The organism is Candidatus Cloacimonadaceae bacterium (assembly GCA_030693415.1).
GTDB lineage: Bacteria > Cloacimonadota > Cloacimonadia > Cloacimonadales > Cloacimonadaceae > JAUYAR01.
Genome location: JAUYAR010000063.1, coordinates 1 through 21,977 on the forward strand (window position 1 = coordinate 1; position 21,977 = coordinate 21,977).

Genomic DNA, 21,977 nt, shown 5'->3' on the forward strand with positions numbered 1-21,977 from the left:
GGCAGACAAAATCTACTCCCTGCTGAACGTCAAAGTCTTCAAAAATCAAATCATCTCTAAACACAGAGTTTAGTGCCTAACTGAAAAATGACTGTCATATATACCAATAACTTAGTCCCTAAAATGCGAAACTTGGGTTAAAAAACTATAACCCAAACGCTCTCGCCGCCCTCACTTTGAAAAAGCGTCTCGCAGAGGGAGCCAGTTCCAACTCCAGAAGCGGACCCGCATGTTCGATGAAGAGGAAACTGCCGGCGGGATTCTCATCCGATCCCACATTAAACGCATCCACGGCAAAGGGATAGTCCCACTGCACACGGATCATATTTCCCGCGGTTTTGAATATCCTGAGATTCCGCACATCCGGCAGGACGAGATTTGCCGAGAGCAGAAAATCCCGGATGCGGGTGACCAATTCCGCCTTCGTGCTTGGTAAGGCGGCATCGATCAATTCCCGCAGAGCATAGGAAAAGACGAAACAGCGCTGCCCAAAAACGCCGATGCTTTGCACCGCCACGACGCCATAGTTGTCCTCCACAAAAGCGGAAATGCCGTTTTGATTGGGAGTATAGATGTCGATGAAGGAGTTCACTGTCTGAGCCGAGCCGGTGAAAGCAATCCCCAAGGTGTGCCATCCCGTTTCTCCGCTTAGGTTTGAGATCACATTGGTAGTTCCGTCATTTGCGCTGGTTAGTCCCAATAGCGGCCACATGATTTGGTATCCATCCAAGCCGGGTTCCACTTGTGGGAAATATGCCAGGAGATCCCATCCGATCATGTCTCCGCCTTCGATATAGACTCTGCCGCCGCTTTCCAGATATTCTCTCAAAGCGTCGAAATTCTCGTTGCTTGCAAAGCGATAGATGTTGCTGCCAGCCACTCCGAAACTCAAAAACACCGCGCTAAAAGTATAAAACGAGCTTGGAAAGAGCGTTCCGAGGGTGACCTGATGTCCGAGGGCGAGCAAGCTTGTGCGAAGATAGCTTCCGCTCATGTTGCGTCCTCCGGAAACCCCTTCCCAGACAAGAATCCCGCCGGCATTGATCAACATCTGGAAATTGCTGCTCGCGCCAAAGACGATGGGCAGATTAGCGCTGATATTCAAGGTAAAAGTCACGTATTTCGATGTCGCCGTGGGAGAAGCAACCACGAGGAAGGCGTTGTTGAGCTGGATGAATGAATCCTGAGATACCGATCCGCTAACAGTGTTTTGCAGGATCGTGACCATCGGATCGGTGCTTGAAAGCGTGTAGGTGACGTTGCCTGAGCTCGCGCCATAAGAATAGTTGCGCAAAAGCAGATTTAGCGAAAACTGCTCCCCCGCCTCGATGGCTTTGTTTCCGTTTTGATCGCTGGGCGCGCGCACTTGGAGCAGCGCCAGTTTGAGTTCCTGATCTGGCACCGGATTCGTTTCCGAAAGCGCGCGCCAGGCATTGAGCTTTCCCTGTCCGAGGGTGTTTTCCTTGCCGGGATTGAGGTTGTCGATAAAATCGCAGGTTGCGACGAGTTGATTCACCACCTGAGCGTTTGTCCAAGCAGGATTGTAGGATCTGATCAAAGCCGCCAACGATGAAGCAATCGGGCTGGCATAGGAAGTGGCGTTGCTGACCAAGGTGTATCCAGTTCCGCCGCTGATCGAACCAACCGCTTCCGTGGGAGCTGAAACACTGATGAACGCTCCAAAACTTGAAGTGGAGACCTTGATTCCGTTATTGAGCAACGCCGCCACCGCCACCACGTTTTGATAGGCGGCTGGATAGATCGGCACGCTGTTGTTGCTGTTTCCACCCGCGGCTACAATCACGCTGCCAAGCGACGATGCGTAATTCACCGCATCTTGGTTCGCTTGTGAAAAACCCGTTCCACCCCAGGAACAATTGATCACGCCGGCGCCTTTTCCCGCGGCATAGATGATGGCGTCATAACCTCTGTAGATGGAATTTGGCACCCCCGCGTAGGTGCAGGATACCGGCATCAGTTTCACGTTCCAGGCAAGGCTGGCGCCCCCGATAGAGTTATTTGTGCGGGAATTGGCGATGCCGGATACAAGGGTTCCGTGTCCTCCGGTTTCAAAAGGATCGTTGCCTTCCGCGAAAGTTCCGTCCAAAACGAAGTCCCAGCCGATCAGATCATCGATCTTGCCATTTCCGTCATTGTCGATTCCGTTCAAATCCCCCGGATCCATCACCCAGGCGCTGCCGTTGTGAAAGATCGTCCAACCGTTGCCATTGGCGTCTTCGCCGAGGTTGTGCCATATATTTTGCACGATATCCGGATGCTTCCACATCAAGCCGGTATCCACTACTGCCAGGATCACCGGTTGAATGCCGTTTTCTCCTTTGTGGATCGTCCATGCCGCCTCTGCCTGGAGTGCGTTGAAATATAGCGAGGAAGCATAGTTTGCATCATTCGGAGCGTCAAAAACCTCGTCGATGTAGATCGGCTCGGCATAAATGACGTTTGCATCCCTCAAAAGGGAGTTGCAAATGCCTATGGGATCATATTTTACATCGAAACTGAGCTCCAGGATGAGGGAAAGATCGATGGGGCTGGATTTTCCCGGATCAGTCTGGAATCGGGGTTTGACTTCACGGATATTCAAAGCCTGAAACTTCTCGCTCAGAGAGGAAATGCCGATTTTCCCAATGCCAAGCTGCATCAGGGATTTGGCGTCCGGTTTGAGCTTGATCACCGCTTTGCCAGGCTCAATTTTTTGATCGCTTAGCCCGGCGATCAGTGGAGCAAGTAAGAGCAAAAAAGTTATAATTACAATGCCTGTTTTCATGATGACTCCTTGATACTATATGATTTCGCTGATGTATTCACGCAGCCCGCGCATACCGATTAAGCGATCGGATTTGTAGCGGGGGATCACGTGCAGATGATAATGGAAGACGCTTTGCCCGGCGTGGCTGCCGCAATTCGTGCCCAGATTATAGCCATCCGGAGCGTATCTTTCTGCCAGCCAGTCCTTTACTTTGACGAGGAGATCCTGTATATCCGGCGCTTCCTCGCGTTGCATTGAAAAGACATCCTCAAAATGACGCTTGGAGATGATCAAAACATGCCCCTTCGAAACCGGACGCTGGTCTGGTATGGCAAAAAAACTCCCGTTTTCCGCGATGTATGATGAACTTGGTATCCGGCAAAAGACGCAATTCATAATTTCCTCGTGTGAATACAAAGTAAGAAATTGTGGCGCTGAAGTCAAGCATAATGTTTTGGCTTAGGTGGAAATGTGGAAGGGTGTGCCCATAGCGCAGCATGCCACTGCTGCGGAGGATATGAGACGTGGTATGAGAGATGTGAGACGTAAGATGTGAGATGAAGAAAGTGCCGTCCTACGGCCTTGCCACGGTAGAGCCTTATTTCATCTCTCTTTTAGAGTGAATGGATGAGCAGGTGAGCTTCTCTCACCTTTCCACATCCGCAGCATCGGCATGCTGCGCTACATTCTCCTTAGCATTACGGAGTCAATACGGACTTAGTCCGTAATGAGTCCGTATTGACTCCGTAATGCTAAGGGGGAACCGGAATTTTTAGGTGCAAGACCGGGATATTCATAGACAATTGTCCGGCTATGTGGATAAGCCGCGGTCGGCGTTGAGGACGAAATCGTAGAAGATCTGTTGTTCGGGAGTGAGTTCGCCGAGTTCCTTGACCGCTTCAAGCGCTTGGGAAGTGTTCAAGCCGCTGCGGTAAAAAAGGTTATAGACTGTTTTGATGGCTGCGACACGTTCGTTGGAAAAGCCCTTTCTCACCAAGCCGACGCTGTTTAGTCCCACGGTTTTATAGGGATTTCCTTGTCCGCGGGTGTATGGAGCAATGTCTTTTTTGATCGCCGAAGCTCCGCCGACAAAAGCGTGCGTTCCGATATGAACAAATTGGTGAATCGCGGTCGCGCCACCGATGATGGCATAGTCGCCGATGTGCAAATGACCCGCCATCTGGACGGTGTTTGCGATCACGCAGTGGGATCCTATCTGGCAATTATGTGCGACGTGGACGTAAGCCATAAACAGATTGCTGTCGCCGATGACGGTATCTTCGCCCATCTGGTTGCTGCGGTTGATGGTCACAAATTCGCGGATGGTATTATTGTCCCCGATACGCAGCCGGGTAGGCTCTCCGGCATATTTCAAATCCTGGGGATCGGTGCCGATCACAGCATAGGAAAAGATGCGGTTGCCATCTCCGATAGCCGCATCTCCATCGATGATGACGTGGGGGTATAGGCGGTTGTCCCTGCCGAGCTTTGCCTTGCTCCCGATCACGCAATACGCTCCGATCTCGCAGTTTTCGCCGATGACGGCTCCCTCCTGGATAATGGCGGTGGGATGGATGACGCTCATTTATTCTTCTCCGTGATCATTGCCATAAAATCTCCTTCCGCGACCTTTTCGTTGCCGACGTAGGCATCGCCGTGCATCTTGGAGAGCGAACGTTTCAGGGAAATGACCTTCAATTCATAGCGAAGGGTGTCTCCGGGGAGCACCGGTTTGCGGAATTTGACGTTGTCTATGGAGGCAAAATAGGCTACGTAGTCCTGAGGGTTTTCCAATTGATTGAGGAGCATGATTCCGCCGGCTTGTGCCATGCCTTCGACGATCAGAACACCCGGCATGATCGGATGTCCGGGAAAATGTCCTTCAAAAAAAGGTTCGTTGATGGTCACGTTTTTGATCCCCGTGATCGATTCACCGGGGACGAAATCTATGATCTTATCCACCAATAGGAATGGGTAGCGGTGGGGGATGATGCGCATGATGGCGTTGATATCAAAAACGACGTCCTTGCTTTTTTGTTTCTGATAGATCTTTTGCAGCTCTCTTTTCTTTTGTATCTGACGCAGCTTGCGCACGAACTCGACGTTTGTCTTGTGTCCGCTGCGCGCGGCGAGGATGTGCCCTTTGATCGGCATGCCCAAAAGCGCGATGTCGCCAAGCAGATCGACCACTTTGTGACGAACGAACTCGTTATGATAGCGCAGTTTGTTGTTATTGAGGATGCCTTCATCGGAGACCGCGACCGGTTCATGGTATTCGAACACCTCCTGCAGGTGTTTGAGCTCCGCTTCGCTCATGTTTGGTTCTGCGATCACGAGCGCGTTGTCCAAAGAGCCGCCTTTGATCAAGCCCTTTTCTTTCAGATAAAGGATTTCGTTGATAAAGCAAAAAGTGCGCGCGCCGGCAAATTCCTTTTCATAGAAGGCCAGACTCGGCAGCCAAGTATATTGCGTGCCGAGATACGGATGTTTGTAATCGATCATGAAAGTGACTTTCAGTTCGTTGGAGGGAACGATCACGATATCGACGTTTTCCTCCGGAGCGGAAAAGCTGATCGGGGAATCCAGCTCAAAGAAGATCCGCTCGGAGTTTTGAGGTTGGGCACCCGCTTGTCGAAGCAGATTGAGAAAAACGAAAGCTGAGCCATCCGCCACCGGGGTTTCTGGTCCGTCGATCTCAATGCGGATGTTGTCGATATTGAGACCTTTGATGGCGGAGAGGACGTGTTCGATCGTGCCGACCGTGGCGTCCCTGATACCGATGGTCGTGCCGCGGGAAATATCCACCACGTGATCGATATCCGCGGGAATTTCAGGTTTTCCCGGCAGATCGACGCGGATGAAGACGATGCCTTCTTCCTGCCCCGCCGGTTTGAAACAAATAGTGCTGATTTCCCCGGTGTGCAGACCGATCCCCGTGTAGGAAACCGGAGAGCAGATAGTGTGTTTATATTCTGTCATACTCACGCCTTATGTATTTGATTTGTTGTGCTTTAGATAGAACCGGTAGATGTCCGGTAGGTTTTTTTGGCTGGCGAGGATGCGTTTCATTGTGATTGCCTCAAGCGCCGGAGAGCCAAAGTACTTACTGTCCGCGGGGATTTCATGAGTGATTCCGGACTGAGCGCCAACCATCGCTCTGTCGCCAATCTTGAGGTGTCCCGCGACTCCCACCTGTCCCGCGAGATAGACATAGTCGCCCAATTTCGTGCTGCCGGCAAGACCTACCTGAGCGCAAAGCATGCAATGCCTTCCGATCACACAATTGTGTGCGATGTGGACCATGTTGTCCAATTTGGTGCCCTCTCCGATGATGGTGGAGCCGAGGGTGGCGCGGTCAACGCAACTATTGGCACCGATCTCGACACGGTCGCCGATCACGACGTTTCCGATCTGCGGTATCTTTTGCTGGATGCCTTCCATTAACAGAAAGCCAAATCCGTCGGCACCGATCACTGCGCCGCTGTGGATGATGACTTCGCTGCCGATGACGCTGTCCTCATAGATCGTGACGTTTGGATATAGCAGGCAATTTTCACCGAGGACGCTGCCATCTGAAATAATGCAGTTCGCGCTGATGCGGCATCCGTCTCCGATCACGCAATCCTTGCCGATCACGCAGTTTTCTCCGATGCTGACAGGAGATCCGATCTTTGCTGCGGGATCGATCACTGCGGAGGATTTGATCTCGTGTTGGATCTGAGTGGAGCAGATGCGCAGCCAGTAGCTGACCAGCTTGAGCAGCGTGAAATATGGTTTGTCGGTGATCAGTATATGCCGCCCTGGGAGTCTTTTCGCTCCTTCGGCGGTAGTGATGATTAGCCCTGCGAGTGAGGCGGACACGGCATCAAAATACTTTTCCTGTTCCCAGAAAATAATGCTGCTTGCCGTCGCATCAGCAGGTTCGGAGACGCTGTCCAAAACGATATCCGGAGAGCCCGAAACATCGGCTGATGTGATTTGTCTGACGCGCTCAAGGCTCAGACTTTGCTTGAATTGCTTCATGGTTTGCCGGGAGCACCGAAATCGAAGGGGTCTTTGGGTTTGGTGGTGTTTGGCTGGGTCTGGTTCTGCTGGTTCGTCTTGTCTGCGGCGGGAGCAATGGTGTCTTTGTTCAGGACTTGCAGCACCTGTTCGGTGATGTCCGTCTGGGGCGCGGCATAGAGGATCACGCCATAGCTGACATCAAAGACCATCGTATATTTCTCGTCATCGGCGATCTTTTTGATGATCGTGTGGATCTTGAGGGTGAGGGGGTCGATGAGCTCGCCGTATCGTTTGTCCGCTTTGCCGCCTTCGCCGAAATATTCTTCCAGCATGCGTCCGGCTTCCGCTTTTTTGGTTTCAATTCTCGCCTGGGCTTCGCGTTTCGCCGCCTCATTCTTGGTGAGTTTGTCGATCTCGAAATCGCGTTCCATCAGCTTGATCTGTTCGTCAAGTTGGCGCACCTGGGTCATCCAGTTTTGCTTATCCAGATTGAAAAGCCGGGCGATTTCCGACGCTTCATTGCTTTCGACCAAAATGCGGTCGGTGTTGACATAACCCAGTTTCACTGCTTGGGCGAATCCAAAGGACAGCGCGCAAACTGCGATCAAGAGCGCCAGTATGAGTTTTTTCATTTACTTTCTCCTGTAGAGTGATTTATGTTTCGATCTTAAATATGGGATCGAGCACCTTGACGGCACGTACGTCATCCACACGGCGAACCGGTGTGGTGAGAGGCGCCTCATGTAATAATTCCGGGTTTTCCCTGATTTCCTGCGCGATTTCTATCATCGCGGCGGCAAAGGCATCGATGGACTGCTTGCTTTCGGTCTCGGTGGGTTCAATCATCATCGCTTCTGGAACGATCAGCGGGAAATAGATCGTGGGGGCATGGAAACCTTTGTCAAGCAGACGCTTGGCGATATCCAAGGTGTTCACGCCATATTCCTTTTTCTGCCAGGAGGAATCCGCGACAAATTCGTGCATGCAATATTCATTGTAGGTGACGTGATAATCCGCTTCGATCAGCTTCATTAGATAATTAGCGTTGATGACGGCGTTTTCGGAGACCTTGCGCAAACCCTCGGCGCCGAGCATCTTGATATAGAAAAACGCCCTCAGCATGACGGCAAAATTGCCGTAGAAAGTGTGCACTTTGCCGATGGAAGTGGCTTGGTGTCCATAATCGAAGAAATAGCCATTTTCGTTTTTGGCGATCATCGGGACAGGTAGGTAGGGCAGAAGCTTTTCCACCACTCCGACAGGTCCGCAACCGGGTCCGCCGCCGCCGTGAGGTGTCGCAAAGGTCTTGTGCAGATTGAAGTGCAGGACATCGAAACCGATCTTGCCGGGTTTGACGATGCCCATCAGAGCGTTCAGATTTGCGCCGTCCATATAGATCAGACCGTCCACGCCGTGAATGAGTTTCGAGATCTCCTCGATCTGGGCTTCAAATAGCCCAAGCGTGTTTGGGTTGGTGAGCATGAATCCCGCGGTGTTCTCATCCACGATCTCTCTTAAGCGATCGATGTCGCAGCGTCCTTCAGCATTGGATTTCAATTCGACAACGTCAAACCCGACCAACGAGCAGGTGGCGGGATTGGTGCCGTGGGCGCTGTCCGGAATGATGATCTTGGTCTTGTGATGATTGCCCTTGGCTTTGTGATAGGCAGCGATGATCTTCAGTCCCGCAAATTCGCCCTGCGCACCGGCTACGGGTTGCAAAGTGACGCCTGCCATACCGGATATCTCAGCCAAGTCGTCTTGAAGCTCGTATAGCAGCTCCAGAGAGCCCTGCAGAGTGATCTCCGGTTGATAGGGATGCAGGTTGTTGAAACAAGAATGGCGCACCAGAGTTTCATGCACTTTGGGGTTATATTTCATCGTGCAGCTTCCCAATGGATAAAGACCCTTTTCGATGAAGTGATTCTTGTGGGAAAGCGCGATGTAGTGTCGCATCACGTCGAGCTCGCTCACTTCGGGAAGACGGGCGTCTTTTTCGCGCATCATTTCCGATGGAAAGATGGACGAGAGCGGAGTGTCGATCTCGCGATTTGGCAGCGTGCAACCGCGCCTGCCGGGAGAGCTTAATTCAAATATCGTTTCAGACATGGCAGACCTCCTTCATGGCACCGATCAGTTCGTCAATCTCGGCTTTGCTCTTCTTTTCCGTGACCGCGATCATCAGTTGATTCTCATGTCCGAAACGGGACATGTCCACGCCGGGAAAGATGCCTCGCGGCAGCATGGAGTCGATGATCTTTGCCGCGGGGATGGGGGTCTGGAGGACAAATTCCTTGAAGAACGGCGTGTCCGGATAGGCGAGCCGGCAGCCGGGGCATTTGGCAAGTTCCGTAGCCAGATAATGCGCTTTCTGAGCAGACTGCGTGGCGACTTCCTTGAGCCCCTCTCTGCCGATCAAAGCGAGATAAACCGTCGCCGCGAGAGTGCAGAGGGATTGATTGGAACAGATGTTTGAGGTGGCTTTGTCTCTGCGGATATGCTGTTCGCGAGCCTGGAGCGTCAAAGCGTAGGCGCGTTTTCCTTCTGCGTCGAGTGTGCCGCCGACGATGCGTCCCGGCATCAATCTTGCCATATCGAGCTTGGTGGCAAAAAACCCGAAGAGAGGACCGCCCATGTACATGCTGTTTCCAAGTGCCTGACCTTCGCCCACGACGATATCCGCACCCAGTTCTCCAGGGGATTTGAGGATTGCCAGCGCGATGGGATCGCAAGCCGCGATGAAAAGTGCCTTGGGTTGGGCATGGATAATCTTTTCAAGTGCGTGCATAGGCTCCAGGTTACCAAAGAAATTCGGGCTCTGAATCACGACGCTGCCGATGCTGTCGTCCATCATCATCGCCAAAGCTTCGACGTCCATGATCCCGTTTTTTGCTGGAGCGGTGAGCAGTTCGACGCCGATGCCTTCGGTATAAATCTTGATTACTTTGACGTATTCCGGATGCAGAGTAGCGGGCAGAATCGCTTTCATAAGACGGTTTTTACGCACCGCCATCAAGATCGCTTCGGCGATTGCGGAGGCGCCGTCATACATCGAGGCGTTTGCGATTCCCATTCCCGTGAGCTCGCAAATCATTGTCTGATATTCATATATGAACTGCAAGGTGCCTTGGCTGACCTCAGCTTGATAGGGGGTGTAAGCAGTGAAGAATTCCGGTCTGGAAACGATGCTGTCCACCGCGGCAGGGATGAAGTGGTCATAGACACCGGCGCCGAGGAAGGAATTGGTGTTTTGAACGCATACATTGCGGCAGGTTTTGCCCTGTATCAAACGCGTTATCTCCAATTCAGACATCGGTTTGGGTAGCTTGAGCGGTTCCTTCAGGCGCAGGGTTTCCGGGATGGCTTTGATCAGCTCATCAAAAGAGCCCACTCCGATCCGGGATAGCATCTCATGCCTTTCTGCGTCTGTGTTTGAGATATAAGGCATTATCACTCCTCTGATATTTTGCGATATCAAGAAATATTTTTTTCCCAATTTTAAAAATCCCTGTATTTATGTCAATTGATTATTTGAAGAACCGGCGACCGAAACCACCGCTCTCAAGCGAATGCACCTTTCAAGATGCCGTTCAGACCATCTCGATCGCTTTTTTGGGACATTTGCCGACGCAGATTTCGCAGCCAATACACAAAGCGGAATCGATCTTGTGAAGCTGTTTCACTTCGCCGGTGATGGCTTGCACGGGGCAGTTTTTGGCGCAGATGGTGCAGCCGATGCAAAGGTCGTCGATGATTTGCGCTTTCTTACGGGTTCCTGCCAATAGATCGAGGATCGCCTTGGTGGGGCAAACCGTTGCGCAGAGTCCGCAATTGATGCACTTTTCATAGTCGATGGCGGCGAGGTTGTTGGTCACAGTAATCGCCTGAACCGGGCATTTTCTGCCGCAAATTCCGCAACCGATGCAGGGATGGGTGCTGCCGCAGACCTGTTTAGCTTCCGGTCCTTTCGCTTTGGATGAGCATTTGATATAGACGTTGCGATTAATGGCTACGAGATCGATGAGTTTGCGCGGACAGGCTTTGACGCAGGCGCCGCAGGCAGTGCATTTGATCATGTCGATGCATCTCATGCCATGCTCATCAATGGAGATGGCATCGAAGAGACAGGACTTTTTACAGTCGTTGTAGCCGATGCAGCCCCAAGAGCAGGTGTTTGGTCCGTCTGCGATATTGACTGCGGATTTGCAGCTTTCGATGCCCTGATAGGCATATTTCCAATTCGTGTTGTTGTATCCGCCGCTGCTGCAATGGATAACGGCAATCTTTTGCTGCATAGCTCCGGCAGTTTGACCCATGATCCTGGCAATGAGAGCGACTACCGCAGCTCCGCCGGGAGCGCATTTGGCGATGTTTTCTCCACCGTGAACGATGGCATCCGCATAGCCGGCACAACCGGGCATTCCGCAGGCACCGCAATTGGCGCCGGGCAGCGCTCCGGAGATCTCTTCCACCCGCGGATCGATCTGCACTTCAAAGACCTTGGAGGCGATGGCGAGGATCAACCCAAAGAGCAATCCAAGCCCGCCGATGATCAGCATCGGAAGCGAGATCACAGCACCGATGGATGCGCCGAGTGTAATTAAAATCATATTCATCCACCCTCTCCTTTAGATCTTGAAGCCCATGAAACCATAGAACGCGAGAGCCATGATACCGGCGAGGATGAGTCCGATCGGCATGCCGCGCATGCTTTTGGGCATATCCACGAGTTCGAGGCGCTCTCTCATTCCTGCCATAGCCAGCAGGACGATCGTGAATCCGACTCCGCTGAAGAAACCGTTCAACACGGAATCGAGGAAATTATAGGGTATTTCTCCGCCGGAGCGCATCGCTTTGGTATTGAGGATAGCGACGCCAAGCACGGCGCAATTGGTTGTAATCAAAGGCAGATAGACGCCGAGGGATTTGTAAAGTGCGGGGGCGTTCTTTTGGATCACCATTTCCACAAACTGCACCAGCGCGGCGATTGTGAGGATGAAAGCGATGGTTTGCAGATACATGAGGTCATATCTGATCAGCAGATATTTATTGATCAGGAAGGTGATTGCGGCTGCCAAAGTCATCACAAAGATCACCGCCATGCCCATTCCAAAGGCGGAATCGAGCCTTTTGGAAACTCCCAGATAGGGGCATAAACCCAGGAATCTGGAGAGCACAAAGTTCTGGATAAAGATGGCGGTCATCGCCATCACGAAGATTTCACCGAAGTAACCCATGTTTACTTCCTCTCCTTGATCATATTCATCAGAGCCATCAAAAAGCCCAGGGTGATAAACGCTCCGGGTGCCAAGATCGCCACCAGCATTGGATCAAAACTGTCTGGCATCACTCGCATCTGGAGCAAAGTGCCGTTTCCGAGCAATTCGCGGATTGCGCCGACAACGATCAGGGACAGCGTGAAACCGAAGCCCATGCCGATCCCATCCGCGAGCGAACTGATCATGTTGTTCTTGCTCGCAAAAGCTTCGGCTCTGCCCAGAATGATGCAATTGACCACGATCAGCGGAATGAAGAGTCCCAGGCTCTTGTGCAGAGCGGGAACGTAGGCAGCCATGACCATATCCACGATCGAGACGAAAGATGCGATCACGACTATATAGACGGGGATGCGGATTTTGCTGGGAGTGATGTCTTTGATCAGGGAGATGATGAAATTGGAACAGATTAGCACGAAGGTCGCCGCCATGCCCATTCCGATGGCGTTATTGACGGAAGTCGTGACCGCGAGAGTGGGGCAGATGCCCAAAACGAGCACGAAGATGGGATTGTCCTTGACGATTCCTTTGGTCAGTTCGCCGATGAATTTCATAGCTGCTCTCCCTGCCGGTTCTCGATATCGGCTACTATCCGGGCGATCTGTTTTTTCAGCGAGTTTGAGATCGCGCGGGCGGTGATCGTAGCTCCGGTCAGCGATTTGATCTTTTTGCCGCCGTCTTTGTCCACCGCGAGTTCATTCGCGCCGAGTCCCTTATATTGTTCCGTAAAGCTTATAGCGGTGCAGTTTGCTCCGAGTCCTGGTGTTTCCGCCTGGTCGATCACGGTGATGTTGATGATTTTATAGTTCTTGTCCATGCCCGCCATGGTGAGGATTTTGCTGCTGTATCCGGTTTCGGCGGCGATAAAGGTGTAGCCCTGAATCTCCTTCGTTCCTTTTAGATAGGCGACGAAATAGGAGAATGGCTTGTCTCCTTCCACAAATATTTCCTCGAAGTCGGAATCCGGAATGAGCTTATTGCGGGCGTCGATTTCTTCTTGCAGCTTGCGTGCTTTCACTACCGGAGCGGTCAAAGAATTGATATAGGCAAGGATCCCGCTGGCGACGGCGCAAAAGATGAGCAGGATCAAGCCAAGCTTCAGATAATACTTCATTTTTTCAGCCTCCCAAACGCTTTCGGCATGGTCATTTTATCGATCAGGGGAGTCATCACGTTCATGAAGAGAATGGAATAAGACACGCCTTCAGGATAACCGCCCACCAGTCGGATCACCACGGTGAGCAAGCCGCAGCCGATGGCATAGATGATGCGTCCGTTTTTGGAGAGCGGGCTGGTGGTATAATCCGTTGCCATGAAGAAGGCGCCCAGCATCAAACCGCCGGCGAAGATGTGGAAGAACGGCATTGACAGCGAATAGCCGGAGCCTTTGATCCCGCCAAAGAGGAAGGATAGGACAAAAACCGTGGCGATATAGAAAAACGGGATGCGCCATTCGATGATGTTTTTCCATAATAGATAAGCTGCGCCCAGAAGCAGTGCGAAGACCGAAACCTCGCCGATGCAGCCACCGATATTCCCCCAAAAGAGGGTCTTCAGCGTTCCCATGTCCAAAAGCGAATTCATGATCTTGTTGCTGATGTCGATGTTGATGCCCGCTTCGGAAGTGAGCGAATTGACGAAAGTGCTGTCCCGCAGGGTCTGCGCCACTTTCAACGGTGTGGCGGAGGTCACGAGGTCATACGCTTTTGGAGCGATGCCTTGCAGGTTTTCGTGGATCATGTTGAGGTTCGTGATGCCGTTGATGGAACCAAGCTTGGTTTTCACCCAGCCACCGGTCATCAAGGTCGGCCACGAAGCTAATAGAAAAGCCCTGCCCAAAAGAGCGGGGTTGACTGGATTGTTGCCGAGTCCGCCGAAAACTTGCTTGCCGACTGCGATGGCGAAAACAGCACCCATGACGGGCAGCCACCACGGCGCGCCGGCATGAATGTTATAGCTGAGCAGCATTCCGGTCAAAAAAGCACTGCCATCGGCAACGGCGATCGGAACTTTGCGAAGTTTCTGGATCAAAGCTTCAGTAATCACCGCGGCGGCGGCTCCCAAAAGAGTGAGATAAAGCGCTCTGAAACCCCAGTAATAGACAGAAGCTATCAGCGCTGGGATCAATGCGATGACGACACTCCACATCACGTTTGGAATAGTGGTTTTGTCGTGCAAGTGGGGCGCTGGTGATACAATCAATTTATCTTTCATCGTTCATTCATCCTTCACTTTTTGGCACGCTGGAGCTCGGTATAACGAACCTTTCCGGTATCGATCCATTGCACCAGACGAATCTGCGCGGGGCAGACGTAAGCACAGCTTCCGCATTTCATGCAATCGTTCAGACCGGCATCGACAGCCATATCCAGGTTTTTGTATTTGACCGCGGCGGCGATCACACTGGGCAGCAGGTTCATCGGACAGACGTCCACGCAGCGGGCGCAGTGAAGACAGTTTTTTTCTTCTAACAGTCTGGCTTCGACGTCGTTCATCAGGACGAGTCCAGAGCTGCCTTTGGACATCGGGGCAGCCAGATCCGGCAATGCGAAACCCATCATCGGACCACCGGAGATCACTTTGCCGATGGGAGAGGTCGTACCACCGCAGAAATCCACCAATACGGTGTAGGGAGTTCCGATGCGGGCGCAGAGGTTTCTGGGGTTTTTCACGATCGAACCGGTGACGGTTATGATGCGTTCCACCAATGGTTTGCGAAAGCGGATGGCTTCATAGACGACGGCGGCGGTGCCTACGTTTTGCACCACCACGCCGATCGCCATCGGCAATCCGCCGCTGGGAACTTTGCGTCTGGTGGCGGCATAGATGAGCTGTTTTTCGGCACCCTGGGGATAGCGGAGTTTCAAGCCCACGACGCTGAGGCTATCTTCTTTTGCCAGAAGCTTTTCCATCAGGGCGATGGCATCGGGTTTGTTTGCTTCGATGCCGATGATGCCGGTCTTGGCATTCACGATTTTTATGATCAGTTTCAAACCTTTGATGATCTCTTCGGCGTGTTCCATCATCAGACGATAGTCCGAGGTCAGATAGGGCTCGCATTCCACGCCGTTCAATATGACCGTGTCGATCGGTTTATCCGGTGGGGGAGAGAGCTTTACATAAGTGGGGAAACCGGCTCCGCCCATACCGCAGATTCCCGCTGCGGCGACGCGTTCCTTCATCTCGGATACTGGAAGAGCGGCATAATTTTCGTCGTCGATGAGTTCTATCCATTCATCGAGTCCGTCGCCGGTGATTTCGATGGCGGTTTGTTTTCCTCCGCAGGGGTGTGGGAAAATATCAATTTTGGTGACCTTACCACTGATACTGGCGTGTTGGGGGATGGAAATGAATCCTGATGCCTCGGCGATCACCTGCCCGGTTAAAACTGCGTCGCCCACCTTCACCACAGGCGTGGAAGGTGATCCGATGTGTTGGGAAATGGGAATCACGACGCGGTCCGGCAACGGCAGGTTTTCAATTTTGGCTGAGGCGGAAAGGTGCTTATGATCATGTGGATGCACTCCCCCCGGAAATGTTCTCAACCTCATTGACACTCCCTTTGGCTCGCGTTTCGGCAAGCCGTAATTTATTTTTTTGCCACGATTTGAAAACCTGCATAAAAGGCAAGTTTTTTTTACACGTATCCCATTCTTCCCCCTTTGCATTACGGAATCAATACGGACTCATTACGGACTAAGTCCGTATTGACTCCGTAATGCTCACGGGGAAGGACGACAAAACTGCGCAGAATCCACACTTTAGGCTACCACAGATCTCCGTCACCATTGGATTGGAACACTTTCTTGGCGATTGGCACATTTATTGCAGGTAGTTTATCGGGACTATGTCCAAATAAGCAGTGGAGCACGAATGAAGCAAGAGCGCTTTGAAGCATTCCTGAAAGCCAATGAAAAGAGGATCTACCATTATCTTCTGACGCTTTTGGGCAACGACAACGACGCCAAGGACATCGTTCAGATGGTGTTCATTGCCTACTACGAACACATCGACAGGGTGGAAGAACCCACCGCGCTTTCATATCTATACAGGATCGCTTATAACAAAAGCATGACCTTTTTGAAGCAAAGAAACCGCTATGTATTTCTTGATCCCCGCGCTTTCGAACAGCTTCCCGACACCGGAAATCCCGCTCCCGAAAAGGACTGGTCCTTTTTGCACAAAGCTATCCGCGACTTGCCGTCACGGCTTGGCAGCGTGATCATGATGCAATACTTTGAGGAGCTAAGCTACAAGCAAATTGCGGAGCAGCTTGGCATCAGCGTCAAAGCGGTGGAATCGCTATTGGTGAGGGCAAAAAAAATTCTCAGGAAAAAAATGATGAAGGAAGAAACAACAAATGGAGTATAGATTAACGAAAACAAATAAACGCGGGCTGCAATACGTTGCCCGATCGAGGAAACAATGAGATGCCACACAGCGAAGCGCCAGATCGACCTGCAAGCAAAGACCGGGCTTGAACCTGCCCAGTCCGGCGAGCTGCGTCTGCATCTTGAATCCTGTTTCCGATGCCGCGTCTATTTTGAGCAGGCACAAAAGCTGCAGCGACTGCTCAGTCCATCTTCACCCCCCGAGTTTCCCACTTGGCTGCATGAAAACATCATGCACCAGGTGCGCATGCATGAACCCCAAAGAGTCATTCTCCGCCGCCGCATGAAATTGCAAAACATACCCGCCACGCTGGCGATCATCCTCAGTATCTATATCGGCTCACTGTTGGGGGTCAATGCTTTTAAAGCTGAAACTCCACCCGTAGCCGAAGTTTCAGTCTATCAGGATGATAGCTTTGAGGTGGCAAGTTTTGGCGAGAGCACGATCTTTGAATTAAGAAACGGCAACGGAGCTGAACGTGAATAAGCGTTGGCTGATCATCTTGCTGCTGATTTCCGCGTCTTTCAATCTGGCGGTGCTGGGGAGCTACATCTATTTTCGCAGCATTCGTCCTTGCCCGATGGATATGCGTGGTCCCCATCCCGGTCATCCTGCTCCTGAGTTTCACAGGGGGGAAGGACACTGGAGATTTATGGGTGACGACAGCATCAAAGTCCTGCGGGAAGAATTCGGCTGCACCAAAAAGCAATTGATGGACGAACTCGCTAAAGATCCCATCAACACAGAGGATATTAACCGCATCATCGAAACTTCCCTCGCCGCGCAGATCAGACTGGAGCGCGAAATGGGAAAGAGATTGATCAAAATGAGAAATGAAATGAGCGCTGAAGAAGCGCAGGAATTCTTCTCCAAACGCAGAGAAGAAATGCAAAGACGCAGAAACGATCAACAAAATAAATACAGGAGAGAAAACTCATGCAAAAAGTACTGATAATCACGCTCGCACTCATGATGCTGATTGGCATCCTGAGCGCCCAGAAACCAGTGGTAAACCCCAATGCCACACCCGGTCCCAGAACCGATTCCAACCCCAACCTCAAAGACCGCCCCGCTCCCGAAATGCCGATGATGGGCATGATGGAAAAGCTGAATCTGTCCGAAGCGCAGAAAACCAGGATGGAAACCCTCCGCGCCGAACACATGAAAATGATGAACACCTCCAAAGCCGAGATCGAGAACATCAAGATCGATCTGGAAGCTGCCATCAAGACCGAAAACTATAAGAAAGCCAAAGACCTGAACAAGCAGCTCTTTGCCAAGAAACTAATGATGGCGGACGCCCGCATTGATCACATCGCTGCCATGATCAAAGACCTCAACCCCGAACAAAAAGCGATGATCAAAGAATTCCTGCCGATGATGGGACAATGTATGGACAAAAAGGACAAAAAGCCCTGCGATTGCAAAGAGATGGGACAAGACAAGAAACATAAGCAGAACAAAGACTGCTCCGGTAGCGGTAACTGCGACGAGAAAAAAGACGAACCCAAACCCATGACTCCTCCCAAAACCGACAAACAACTGAAGCATTGTAATTAAAACCCCACTCCTCAGTTAGACATAAACGAAACGCCTCGAATTGTATTTCGCGGCGTTTTTGCTTTTCAAAAGGATTTTCAGGTTGACAGATGCGCGCCCCCGCCGGAAATGGTGAAAAATGAAAGAGATGAGTTTATGAACGAACTCTCCGCCGCTTCTCAAAGGATCATTGCCGTCCTGAGCAAGGTTCCCCATGGCAAGGTCGCCAGCTATGGACAGATAGCCGCTCTGGCGGATGTCCCTCTGGGAGCGAGATCGGTGGTGCGCGTCCTGCATTCCTGTAGTGATAAATATGCGCTTCCCTGGCATCGCATCCTCCGCTCAAACGGAGAGATAGCCTTGGGCGAGGATGCAGGAAGAACCAAACAAAAGGTGATGATGCAGGAGGAGGGAGTGAAGTTCATATCGGAATTTCGGGTGGACATGACTGTAAGCGCTTGGAATCCCATGGAGGATCCGCTTACATGGACATAGAAGGAGTTTTGCATGTTTGAAACCAATGAAGTCAAAGACGCACTGAAAAGTTTTCTGATCGCACACGAAAGCGTGATCGCCGCCTGGGAGGGAGGTTCTGCCGCCACCGGAAGTGCGGATCAATATTCCGACCTGGATTTGATCATCATCACTGAAGGGATCGAAGCGGACGCAATGTTTGAGGAATTGAAATCCCTTTTGAAACGTGTTTTTGGCATCGTTCGTCAGTTTCGTATGCCGGAACCCTGTTGGCACGGGATGTCCCAGTGTTTTTATCTGCTGCGGGACACACCGGATTTTTTCTATTGTGATCTCACCATCGCGGACAAAAACACACCGGATAAATTCACCGAGCCCGACCGCCATGGCAAGGTGATCGTTTGGTTTGACCAGGGGGGAGTTTATTCCGCCTCCGAGAGTCCTGCATCGGACGTTCAACGCCGCGCCCGCCGACTCTTTCACACAGCGACCGACACCGATTTTCTCACCATAATTGAGCTCCACAAAGCCATTGCCCGTCGCCACTGGATCGACTCACTGATGAACTATATCCAGTTTATCAACCGCAACCTGGTGATCCTGCTGAACCTCAAATACCGCGTCGCCAAGGCGGATTTTGGTATCGGGCATGCCCAACGCGATTATCCGACGGAGGTTTTTGAAATGCTGGAAAAGCTCCTGCGCGTTTGCACGATCGAGGATATCAGCCAAAAAAGCTCAGCGGCAATCCAACTCTACGAAGAACTCAAGCAAGAGCTGAAACTAAAGCTCAAATAGGATCAAGACGATGGTGGACAATCAATACCGCTGTGTCTGGACCGGCAACAATCCACTGATGATCGATTATCATGATACCGAATGGGGCGCTGCCCTTCACGATGATCGCAAACTCTTTGAATTCATGGTTTTGGATAGCTTTCAAGCCGGATTGAGCTGGTCGTGCATCCTCTCCAAACGCGAGAATTTCCGCCGCGCAATGGATAACTTTGAGCCTGCGCTCATTGCCGGATATGATGAAGAAAAGATACTCTCCCTGCTCTTGGATTCCGGCATCGTTCGCAACCGGATGAAAATCAACGCCGCTATCGGCAATGCCCGGCTCTTTCTTGATCTCCAAGCCCGCCATGGCAGTTTCGATGCGTTTATATGGCAATTTACCGATGGCAGGACGATTATCAACCATTGGCAGGATATTACCCAAATCCCAGTGAGTTCGCCACAGTCCGATGCCATGAGCCTTGATCTGAAACGCTTGGGTTTCCGCTTTGTCGGGACCACCATCTGCTATGCCTTCATGCAAGCCGCGGGAATGGTCAACGACCATCTGGAAAACTGTTTTCGCTACGGCGAAGTGCAACGCTGACACTTCCTTCAACCGGCATCGATAGATTTTGTTCTTGACGGATTTCCCCCCTTCAAATCTTATGCGACCTCATGTAATTATCTAAGGAGAAAAGATGTACGCCATCGTAGAAATTAGTGGATTTCAGTTCAGGGCTGAAAAAAACGCGGTACTGCGCGTTCCCTTGCTGAATACGGCGACGCCGGGTCAAACCCTCGAGTTTGACCGTGTCCTCATGCTCCGAACCGAAGAGGACATCAAGATCGGCCAACCCGTAGTCGAAGGCGCCGCAGTTATCGCAGAAGTGATCGAACACGGTAAAGGTAAAAAAGTGATTATCTTTCACACCAAACGCAGAAAAGGCTACCGCGTGAAAAAAGGTTACCGTGAACAATATACCAATATCAAAGTTACCGATATTCGGGCTTAACCAAGAGGTGAATCATGGCACATAAAAAAGGTGTTGGAAGCAGTCGCAACGGACGGGATAGCAATCCCAAATACAGAGGCGTGAAGAAATATGGCAGCGAAGTAGTCATTGCCGGAAACATCATCGTGCGTCAAAAAGGTACCAAATTCCATCCCGGCGCCAACGTCGGCATCGGCAGAGATTTCACTCTCTTCAGCCTAATCGACGGCACCGTCAAGTTTACCACCAAGAAAGAAGGCAAGAAGTTCGTCTCCGTAATCCCCATGGAAACGGTCGAATAAGCTTTTTATTTCTCGACAATAATAAAGCGGCTTTCCTAATAGTGGGGAAGCCGCTTTTTCTATGCCGGCAAATCAGACACAAATCCCCGGCAACAAACCGGGGATCGTGTATCTGATTATGTGATAGTTGATTAGTTCAGTTTATAGGTTTTATCGCCCTTTTCAAAGAAGGCAATGATCTGCTTGGCAGCGGCGACTCCGGCATTGGTGTTTGCTTCCTCGGTCTGGGCGCCAATTTTCTTGGGAGTGCAATAGACCCGGTCGGGATAAAGCTCCATCAATTTTGGCAGGCAATCGGGTTCGACGTCCGAGACGAGGCGGAATTTCTTCTTTTCCTCGAAGGCGCGCATCAGCGCTTCCTCGTCAAAGATCTCCTTGCGGGCGGTGTTGACGATGGTGCAATTGCTTTTAACCAGGTTCAAAAGATCCCAGTTGATGGATTTTTTGGTCTCCGCATTGGCAGGGATGTGCAGAGAAATGTAGTCTCCGGTTGTAAAGATATCTGTCACTTTGGCAAGGGGTTTGACGCCGTTCTTGATCATGATTTCGTTGGTGAGATAGGGGTCATAGGCATATACTTCCATGCCGATACTCTTTGCCATTTTGGCTACGTAGCGGGCTACGAAACCGTATCCATAAAGGACGAGGGTCTTGCCGGCAAGTTCGCTGCCGGATTTGCCGTTGAATTTACCCCTTGCCATATAGATCATCATGCCGATGGCGAGCTCCGCCACGGCGTTTGAGTTCTGACCGGGGGTGTTCATAGCGATGACGTTATGGGCGGTGGCTGCTTTGAGATCGATGTTGTCATATCCGGCTCCGGCGCGAACCACGATCTTGAGCTGTTTCGCGGCACTGAAAACCGCTTCGTCAACGATGTCGCTGCGGATGATGATTGCGTCCGCGTCCGCTGCCGCGGCGTGGAAGTCACTCACATCGGTGTAGTTTTCCAAGAATACATAGGGGAACTTTGCCGTTTCAAGCTCGGCTTTGATCTTGCTAACCGCTTCGGCTGCAAAGGGTTTCTCGGTCGCTATCAGGACTTTTGGCATGCTTGCCTCCATACAATTTTTTATGATAAAACTACTTTAACAAAGGTATAAATCATGTCAATGCAAATCTTGTCTCACATTCTTCAATCATATTTGAGCCCATGGAATTACCGACGTCCCCGTCGGTTCATACGCGGCAGCTCCATCAGTGGCGACACTAGATAGCTCAGGGCGTAGCGTATGCGAAACCTCGTGAACGATGGATTCTTCGATCCGCAGCAGTGGCATGCTGCGCTACAACATAGTGCGCTGGGCTTTGCGCTTCCTATTTCATCAAGATCAATTTGCTTTGCTTTTGGATCTTTCCATCCACCGAAAAGCGCAGAAAATACACTCCCGATGCCAAGGTTCGGTTATGCTCATCACAGCCTTCCCAAGCGACGATGTGTTCGCCGCTG

25 protein-coding genes are annotated in these 21,977 nt (G+C 51.4%); 10 read left to right on the plus strand and 15 right to left on the minus strand.

The genetic code is table 11. The annotated features are described in order from the left end of the window. Positions 1 to 145: 145 nt before the first annotated feature. From Q8M98_04095 to rsxC, 14 genes are all read right to left on the minus strand, one after another. Complete coding sequence (locus Q8M98_04095) at positions 146 to 2,785, minus strand: S8 family serine peptidase (GenBank protein MDP3113939.1); 2,640 nt, start codon at positions 2,783 to 2,785, stop codon at positions 146 to 148. Between the two features lie 15 nt (positions 2,786 to 2,800). Further along, complete coding sequence (locus Q8M98_04100; GenBank protein MDP3113940.1) at positions 2,801 to 3,163, minus strand: HIT family protein; 363 nt, start codon at positions 3,161 to 3,163, stop codon at positions 2,801 to 2,803. 415 nt (positions 3,164 to 3,578) lie between these two features. Continuing rightward, positions 3,579 to 4,352 carry an acyl-ACP--UDP-N-acetylglucosamine O-acyltransferase gene (gene lpxA, locus Q8M98_04105; protein MDP3113941.1) on the minus strand — a complete coding sequence of 258 codons (774 nt, stop codon included), beginning with the start codon at positions 4,350 to 4,352 and terminating at the stop codon, positions 3,579 to 3,581. After that, on the minus strand, positions 4,349 to 5,746 hold the full coding sequence (locus Q8M98_04110; GenBank protein ID MDP3113942.1) for a bifunctional UDP-3-O-[3-hydroxymyristoyl] N-acetylglucosamine deacetylase/3-hydroxyacyl-ACP dehydratase: 1,398 nt from the start codon (positions 5,744 to 5,746) through the stop codon (positions 4,349 to 4,351). Before Q8M98_04110 ends, lpxA begins: the two co-directional genes overlap by 4 nt. A gap of 9 nt (positions 5,747 to 5,755) precedes the next feature. Beyond that, positions 5,756 to 6,790 carry a UDP-3-O-(3-hydroxymyristoyl)glucosamine N-acyltransferase gene (gene lpxD, locus Q8M98_04115; protein MDP3113943.1) on the minus strand — a complete coding sequence of 345 codons (1,035 nt, stop codon included), beginning with the start codon at positions 6,788 to 6,790 and terminating at the stop codon, positions 5,756 to 5,758. Then, entirely contained in the window at positions 6,787 to 7,404 is a 618-nt protein-coding gene (locus Q8M98_04120; GenBank protein MDP3113944.1) for an OmpH family outer membrane protein, read from the minus strand. Before Q8M98_04120 ends, lpxD begins: the two co-directional genes overlap by 4 nt. Positions 7,405 to 7,426: 22 nt before the next feature. After that, the gene (gene gcvPB / locus Q8M98_04125) at positions 7,427 to 8,881 is read right to left on the minus strand and encodes an aminomethyl-transferring glycine dehydrogenase subunit GcvPB (protein ID MDP3113945.1); all 1,455 of its coding nucleotides are present in this window, start codon (positions 8,879 to 8,881) and stop codon (positions 7,427 to 7,429) included. Continuing rightward, positions 8,874 to 10,220: an aminomethyl-transferring glycine dehydrogenase subunit GcvPA gene (gene gcvPA / locus Q8M98_04130; GenBank protein MDP3113946.1), complete on the minus strand. Its 1,347-nt coding sequence runs from the start codon at positions 10,218 to 10,220 to the stop codon at positions 8,874 to 8,876. The genes gcvPB and gcvPA overlap by 8 nt, the downstream gene beginning before the upstream one ends. Positions 10,221 to 10,362: 142 nt before the next feature. Beyond that, positions 10,363 to 11,388 carry an RnfABCDGE type electron transport complex subunit B gene (locus Q8M98_04135; GenBank protein MDP3113947.1) on the minus strand — a complete coding sequence of 342 codons (1,026 nt, stop codon included), beginning with the start codon at positions 11,386 to 11,388 and terminating at the stop codon, positions 10,363 to 10,365. Between the two features lie 12 nt (positions 11,389 to 11,400). Further along, entirely contained in the window at positions 11,401 to 12,009 is a 609-nt protein-coding gene (locus tag Q8M98_04140; protein MDP3113948.1) for an RnfABCDGE type electron transport complex subunit A, read from the minus strand. 2 nt (positions 12,010 to 12,011) lie between these two features. Further along, positions 12,012 to 12,602 carry an electron transport complex subunit E gene (locus tag Q8M98_04145; GenBank protein MDP3113949.1) on the minus strand — a complete coding sequence of 197 codons (591 nt, stop codon included), beginning with the start codon at positions 12,600 to 12,602 and terminating at the stop codon, positions 12,012 to 12,014. Next, entirely contained in the window at positions 12,599 to 13,162 is a 564-nt protein-coding gene (locus tag Q8M98_04150; protein MDP3113950.1) for an RnfABCDGE type electron transport complex subunit G, read from the minus strand. Before Q8M98_04150 ends, Q8M98_04145 begins: the two co-directional genes overlap by 4 nt. Then, complete coding sequence (locus Q8M98_04155; protein ID MDP3113951.1) at positions 13,159 to 14,262, minus strand: RnfABCDGE type electron transport complex subunit D; 1,104 nt, start codon at positions 14,260 to 14,262, stop codon at positions 13,159 to 13,161. Before Q8M98_04155 ends, Q8M98_04150 begins: the two co-directional genes overlap by 4 nt. A gap of 14 nt (positions 14,263 to 14,276) precedes the next feature. Further along, entirely contained in the window at positions 14,277 to 15,599 is a 1,323-nt protein-coding gene (gene rsxC / locus Q8M98_04160; protein ID MDP3113952.1) for an electron transport complex subunit RsxC, read from the minus strand. A 322-nt stretch (positions 15,600 to 15,921) separates the two neighbouring features. Between rsxC and Q8M98_04165 the strand changes: the two genes are divergently transcribed. The 9 genes from Q8M98_04165 to rpmA all read left to right on the plus strand — a co-directional run bounded on the left by Q8M98_04165 (position 15,922) and on the right by rpmA (position 20,527). Beyond that, entirely contained in the window at positions 15,922 to 16,419 is a 498-nt protein-coding gene (locus Q8M98_04165; protein MDP3113953.1) for an RNA polymerase sigma factor, read from the plus strand. A 54-nt stretch (positions 16,420 to 16,473) separates the two neighbouring features. Further along, positions 16,474 to 16,926, plus strand: a complete 453-nt coding sequence (locus Q8M98_04170) for a hypothetical protein (GenBank protein MDP3113954.1) — start codon at positions 16,474 to 16,476, stop codon at positions 16,924 to 16,926. Further along, positions 16,919 to 17,392, plus strand: coding sequence for a hypothetical protein (locus Q8M98_04175; GenBank protein ID MDP3113955.1), 474 nt, complete (start codon positions 16,919 to 16,921; stop codon positions 17,390 to 17,392). Before Q8M98_04170 ends, Q8M98_04175 begins: the two co-directional genes overlap by 8 nt. Continuing rightward, the gene (locus Q8M98_04180; GenBank protein MDP3113956.1) at positions 17,377 to 18,000 is read left to right on the plus strand and encodes a Spy/CpxP family protein refolding chaperone; all 624 of its coding nucleotides are present in this window, start codon (positions 17,377 to 17,379) and stop codon (positions 17,998 to 18,000) included. Before Q8M98_04175 ends, Q8M98_04180 begins: the two co-directional genes overlap by 16 nt. 111 nt (positions 18,001 to 18,111) lie before the next feature. After that, the gene (locus Q8M98_04185; GenBank protein MDP3113957.1) at positions 18,112 to 18,474 is read left to right on the plus strand and encodes an MGMT family protein; all 363 of its coding nucleotides are present in this window, start codon (positions 18,112 to 18,114) and stop codon (positions 18,472 to 18,474) included. 12 nt (positions 18,475 to 18,486) lie between these two features. Continuing rightward, a complete protein-coding gene (locus tag Q8M98_04190; GenBank protein ID MDP3113958.1) occupies positions 18,487 to 19,251 on the plus strand; it encodes a nucleotidyltransferase domain-containing protein in 765 nt (254 codons plus the stop codon). Positions 19,252 to 19,261: 10 nt separating this feature from the next. After that, positions 19,262 to 19,837, plus strand: coding sequence for a DNA-3-methyladenine glycosylase I (locus Q8M98_04195; GenBank protein MDP3113959.1), 576 nt, complete (start codon positions 19,262 to 19,264; stop codon positions 19,835 to 19,837). A gap of 94 nt (positions 19,838 to 19,931) precedes the next feature. Continuing rightward, complete coding sequence (gene rplU, locus Q8M98_04200) at positions 19,932 to 20,246, plus strand: 50S ribosomal protein L21 (GenBank protein MDP3113960.1); 315 nt, start codon at positions 19,932 to 19,934, stop codon at positions 20,244 to 20,246. Positions 20,247 to 20,260: 14 nt separating this feature from the next. Further along, positions 20,261 to 20,527 (plus strand): 50S ribosomal protein L27, encoded by a 267-nt coding sequence (gene rpmA, locus Q8M98_04205; GenBank protein MDP3113961.1) that lies wholly within the window; start codon positions 20,261 to 20,263, stop codon positions 20,525 to 20,527. 131 nt (positions 20,528 to 20,658) lie between these two features. On the opposite strand, the gene Q8M98_04210 is transcribed toward rpmA, so the two are convergent. Continuing rightward, complete coding sequence (locus Q8M98_04210) at positions 20,659 to 21,579, minus strand: NAD(P)-dependent oxidoreductase (GenBank protein ID MDP3113962.1); 921 nt, start codon at positions 21,577 to 21,579, stop codon at positions 20,659 to 20,661. Positions 21,580 to 21,778: 199 nt separating this feature from the next. Here Q8M98_04210 and Q8M98_04215 point away from each other — a divergent pair. After that, positions 21,779 to 21,977 (plus strand): hypothetical protein (locus tag Q8M98_04215; GenBank protein MDP3113963.1); only part of this gene is annotated, 199 nt, incomplete at its 3' end.

What these genes read in the sequence shown, in the direction of transcription:
- Q8M98_04095 (MDP3113939.1), bottom strand. Translation starts at nt 2,785, where the DNA reads ATGAAAACAGGCATTGTAATTATAACTTTTTTGCTCTTACTTGCTCCA.
- Q8M98_04100 (MDP3113940.1), bottom strand. Translation starts at nt 3,163, where the DNA reads ATGAATTGCGTCTTTTGCCGGATACCAAGTTCATCATACATCGCGGAA.
- lpxA (MDP3113941.1), bottom strand. Translation starts at nt 4,352, where the DNA reads ATGAGCGTCATCCATCCCACCGCCATTATCCAGGAGGGAGCCGTCATC.
- Q8M98_04110 (MDP3113942.1), bottom strand. Translation starts at nt 5,746, where the DNA reads ATGACAGAATATAAACACACTATCTGCTCTCCGGTTTCCTACACGGGG.
- lpxD (MDP3113943.1), bottom strand. Translation starts at nt 6,790, where the DNA reads ATGAAGCAATTCAAGCAAAGTCTGAGCCTTGAGCGCGTCAGACAAATC.
- Q8M98_04120 (MDP3113944.1), bottom strand. Translation starts at nt 7,404, where the DNA reads ATGAAAAAACTCATACTGGCGCTCTTGATCGCAGTTTGCGCGCTGTCC.
- gcvPB (MDP3113945.1), bottom strand. Translation starts at nt 8,881, where the DNA reads ATGTCTGAAACGATATTTGAATTAAGCTCTCCCGGCAGGCGCGGTTGC.
- gcvPA (MDP3113946.1), bottom strand. Translation starts at nt 10,220, where the DNA reads ATGCCTTATATCTCAAACACAGACGCAGAAAGGCATGAGATGCTATCC.
- Q8M98_04135 (MDP3113947.1), bottom strand. Translation starts at nt 11,388, where the DNA reads ATGAATATGATTTTAATTACACTCGGCGCATCCATCGGTGCTGTGATC.
- Q8M98_04140 (MDP3113948.1), bottom strand. Translation starts at nt 12,009, where the DNA reads ATGGGTTACTTCGGTGAAATCTTCGTGATGGCGATGACCGCCATCTTT.
- Q8M98_04145 (MDP3113949.1), bottom strand. Translation starts at nt 12,602, where the DNA reads ATGAAATTCATCGGCGAACTGACCAAAGGAATCGTCAAGGACAATCCC.
- Q8M98_04150 (MDP3113950.1), bottom strand. Translation starts at nt 13,162, where the DNA reads ATGAAGTATTATCTGAAGCTTGGCTTGATCCTGCTCATCTTTTGCGCC.
- Q8M98_04155 (MDP3113951.1), bottom strand. Translation starts at nt 14,262, where the DNA reads ATGAAAGATAAATTGATTGTATCACCAGCGCCCCACTTGCACGACAAA.
- rsxC (MDP3113952.1), bottom strand. Translation starts at nt 15,599, where the DNA reads ATGAGGTTGAGAACATTTCCGGGGGGAGTGCATCCACATGATCATAAG.
- Q8M98_04165 (MDP3113953.1), top strand. Translation starts at nt 15,922, where the DNA reads ATGAAGCAAGAGCGCTTTGAAGCATTCCTGAAAGCCAATGAAAAGAGG.
- Q8M98_04170 (MDP3113954.1), top strand. Translation starts at nt 16,474, where the DNA reads ATGAGATGCCACACAGCGAAGCGCCAGATCGACCTGCAAGCAAAGACC.
- Q8M98_04180 (MDP3113956.1), top strand. Translation starts at nt 17,377, where the DNA reads ATGCAAAAAGTACTGATAATCACGCTCGCACTCATGATGCTGATTGGC.
- Q8M98_04190 (MDP3113958.1), top strand. Translation starts at nt 18,487, where the DNA reads ATGTTTGAAACCAATGAAGTCAAAGACGCACTGAAAAGTTTTCTGATC.
- Q8M98_04195 (MDP3113959.1), top strand. Translation starts at nt 19,262, where the DNA reads ATGGTGGACAATCAATACCGCTGTGTCTGGACCGGCAACAATCCACTG.
- rplU (MDP3113960.1), top strand. Translation starts at nt 19,932, where the DNA reads ATGTACGCCATCGTAGAAATTAGTGGATTTCAGTTCAGGGCTGAAAAA.
- rpmA (MDP3113961.1), top strand. Translation starts at nt 20,261, where the DNA reads ATGGCACATAAAAAAGGTGTTGGAAGCAGTCGCAACGGACGGGATAGC.
- Q8M98_04210 (MDP3113962.1), bottom strand. Translation starts at nt 21,579, where the DNA reads ATGCCAAAAGTCCTGATAGCGACCGAGAAACCCTTTGCAGCCGAAGCG.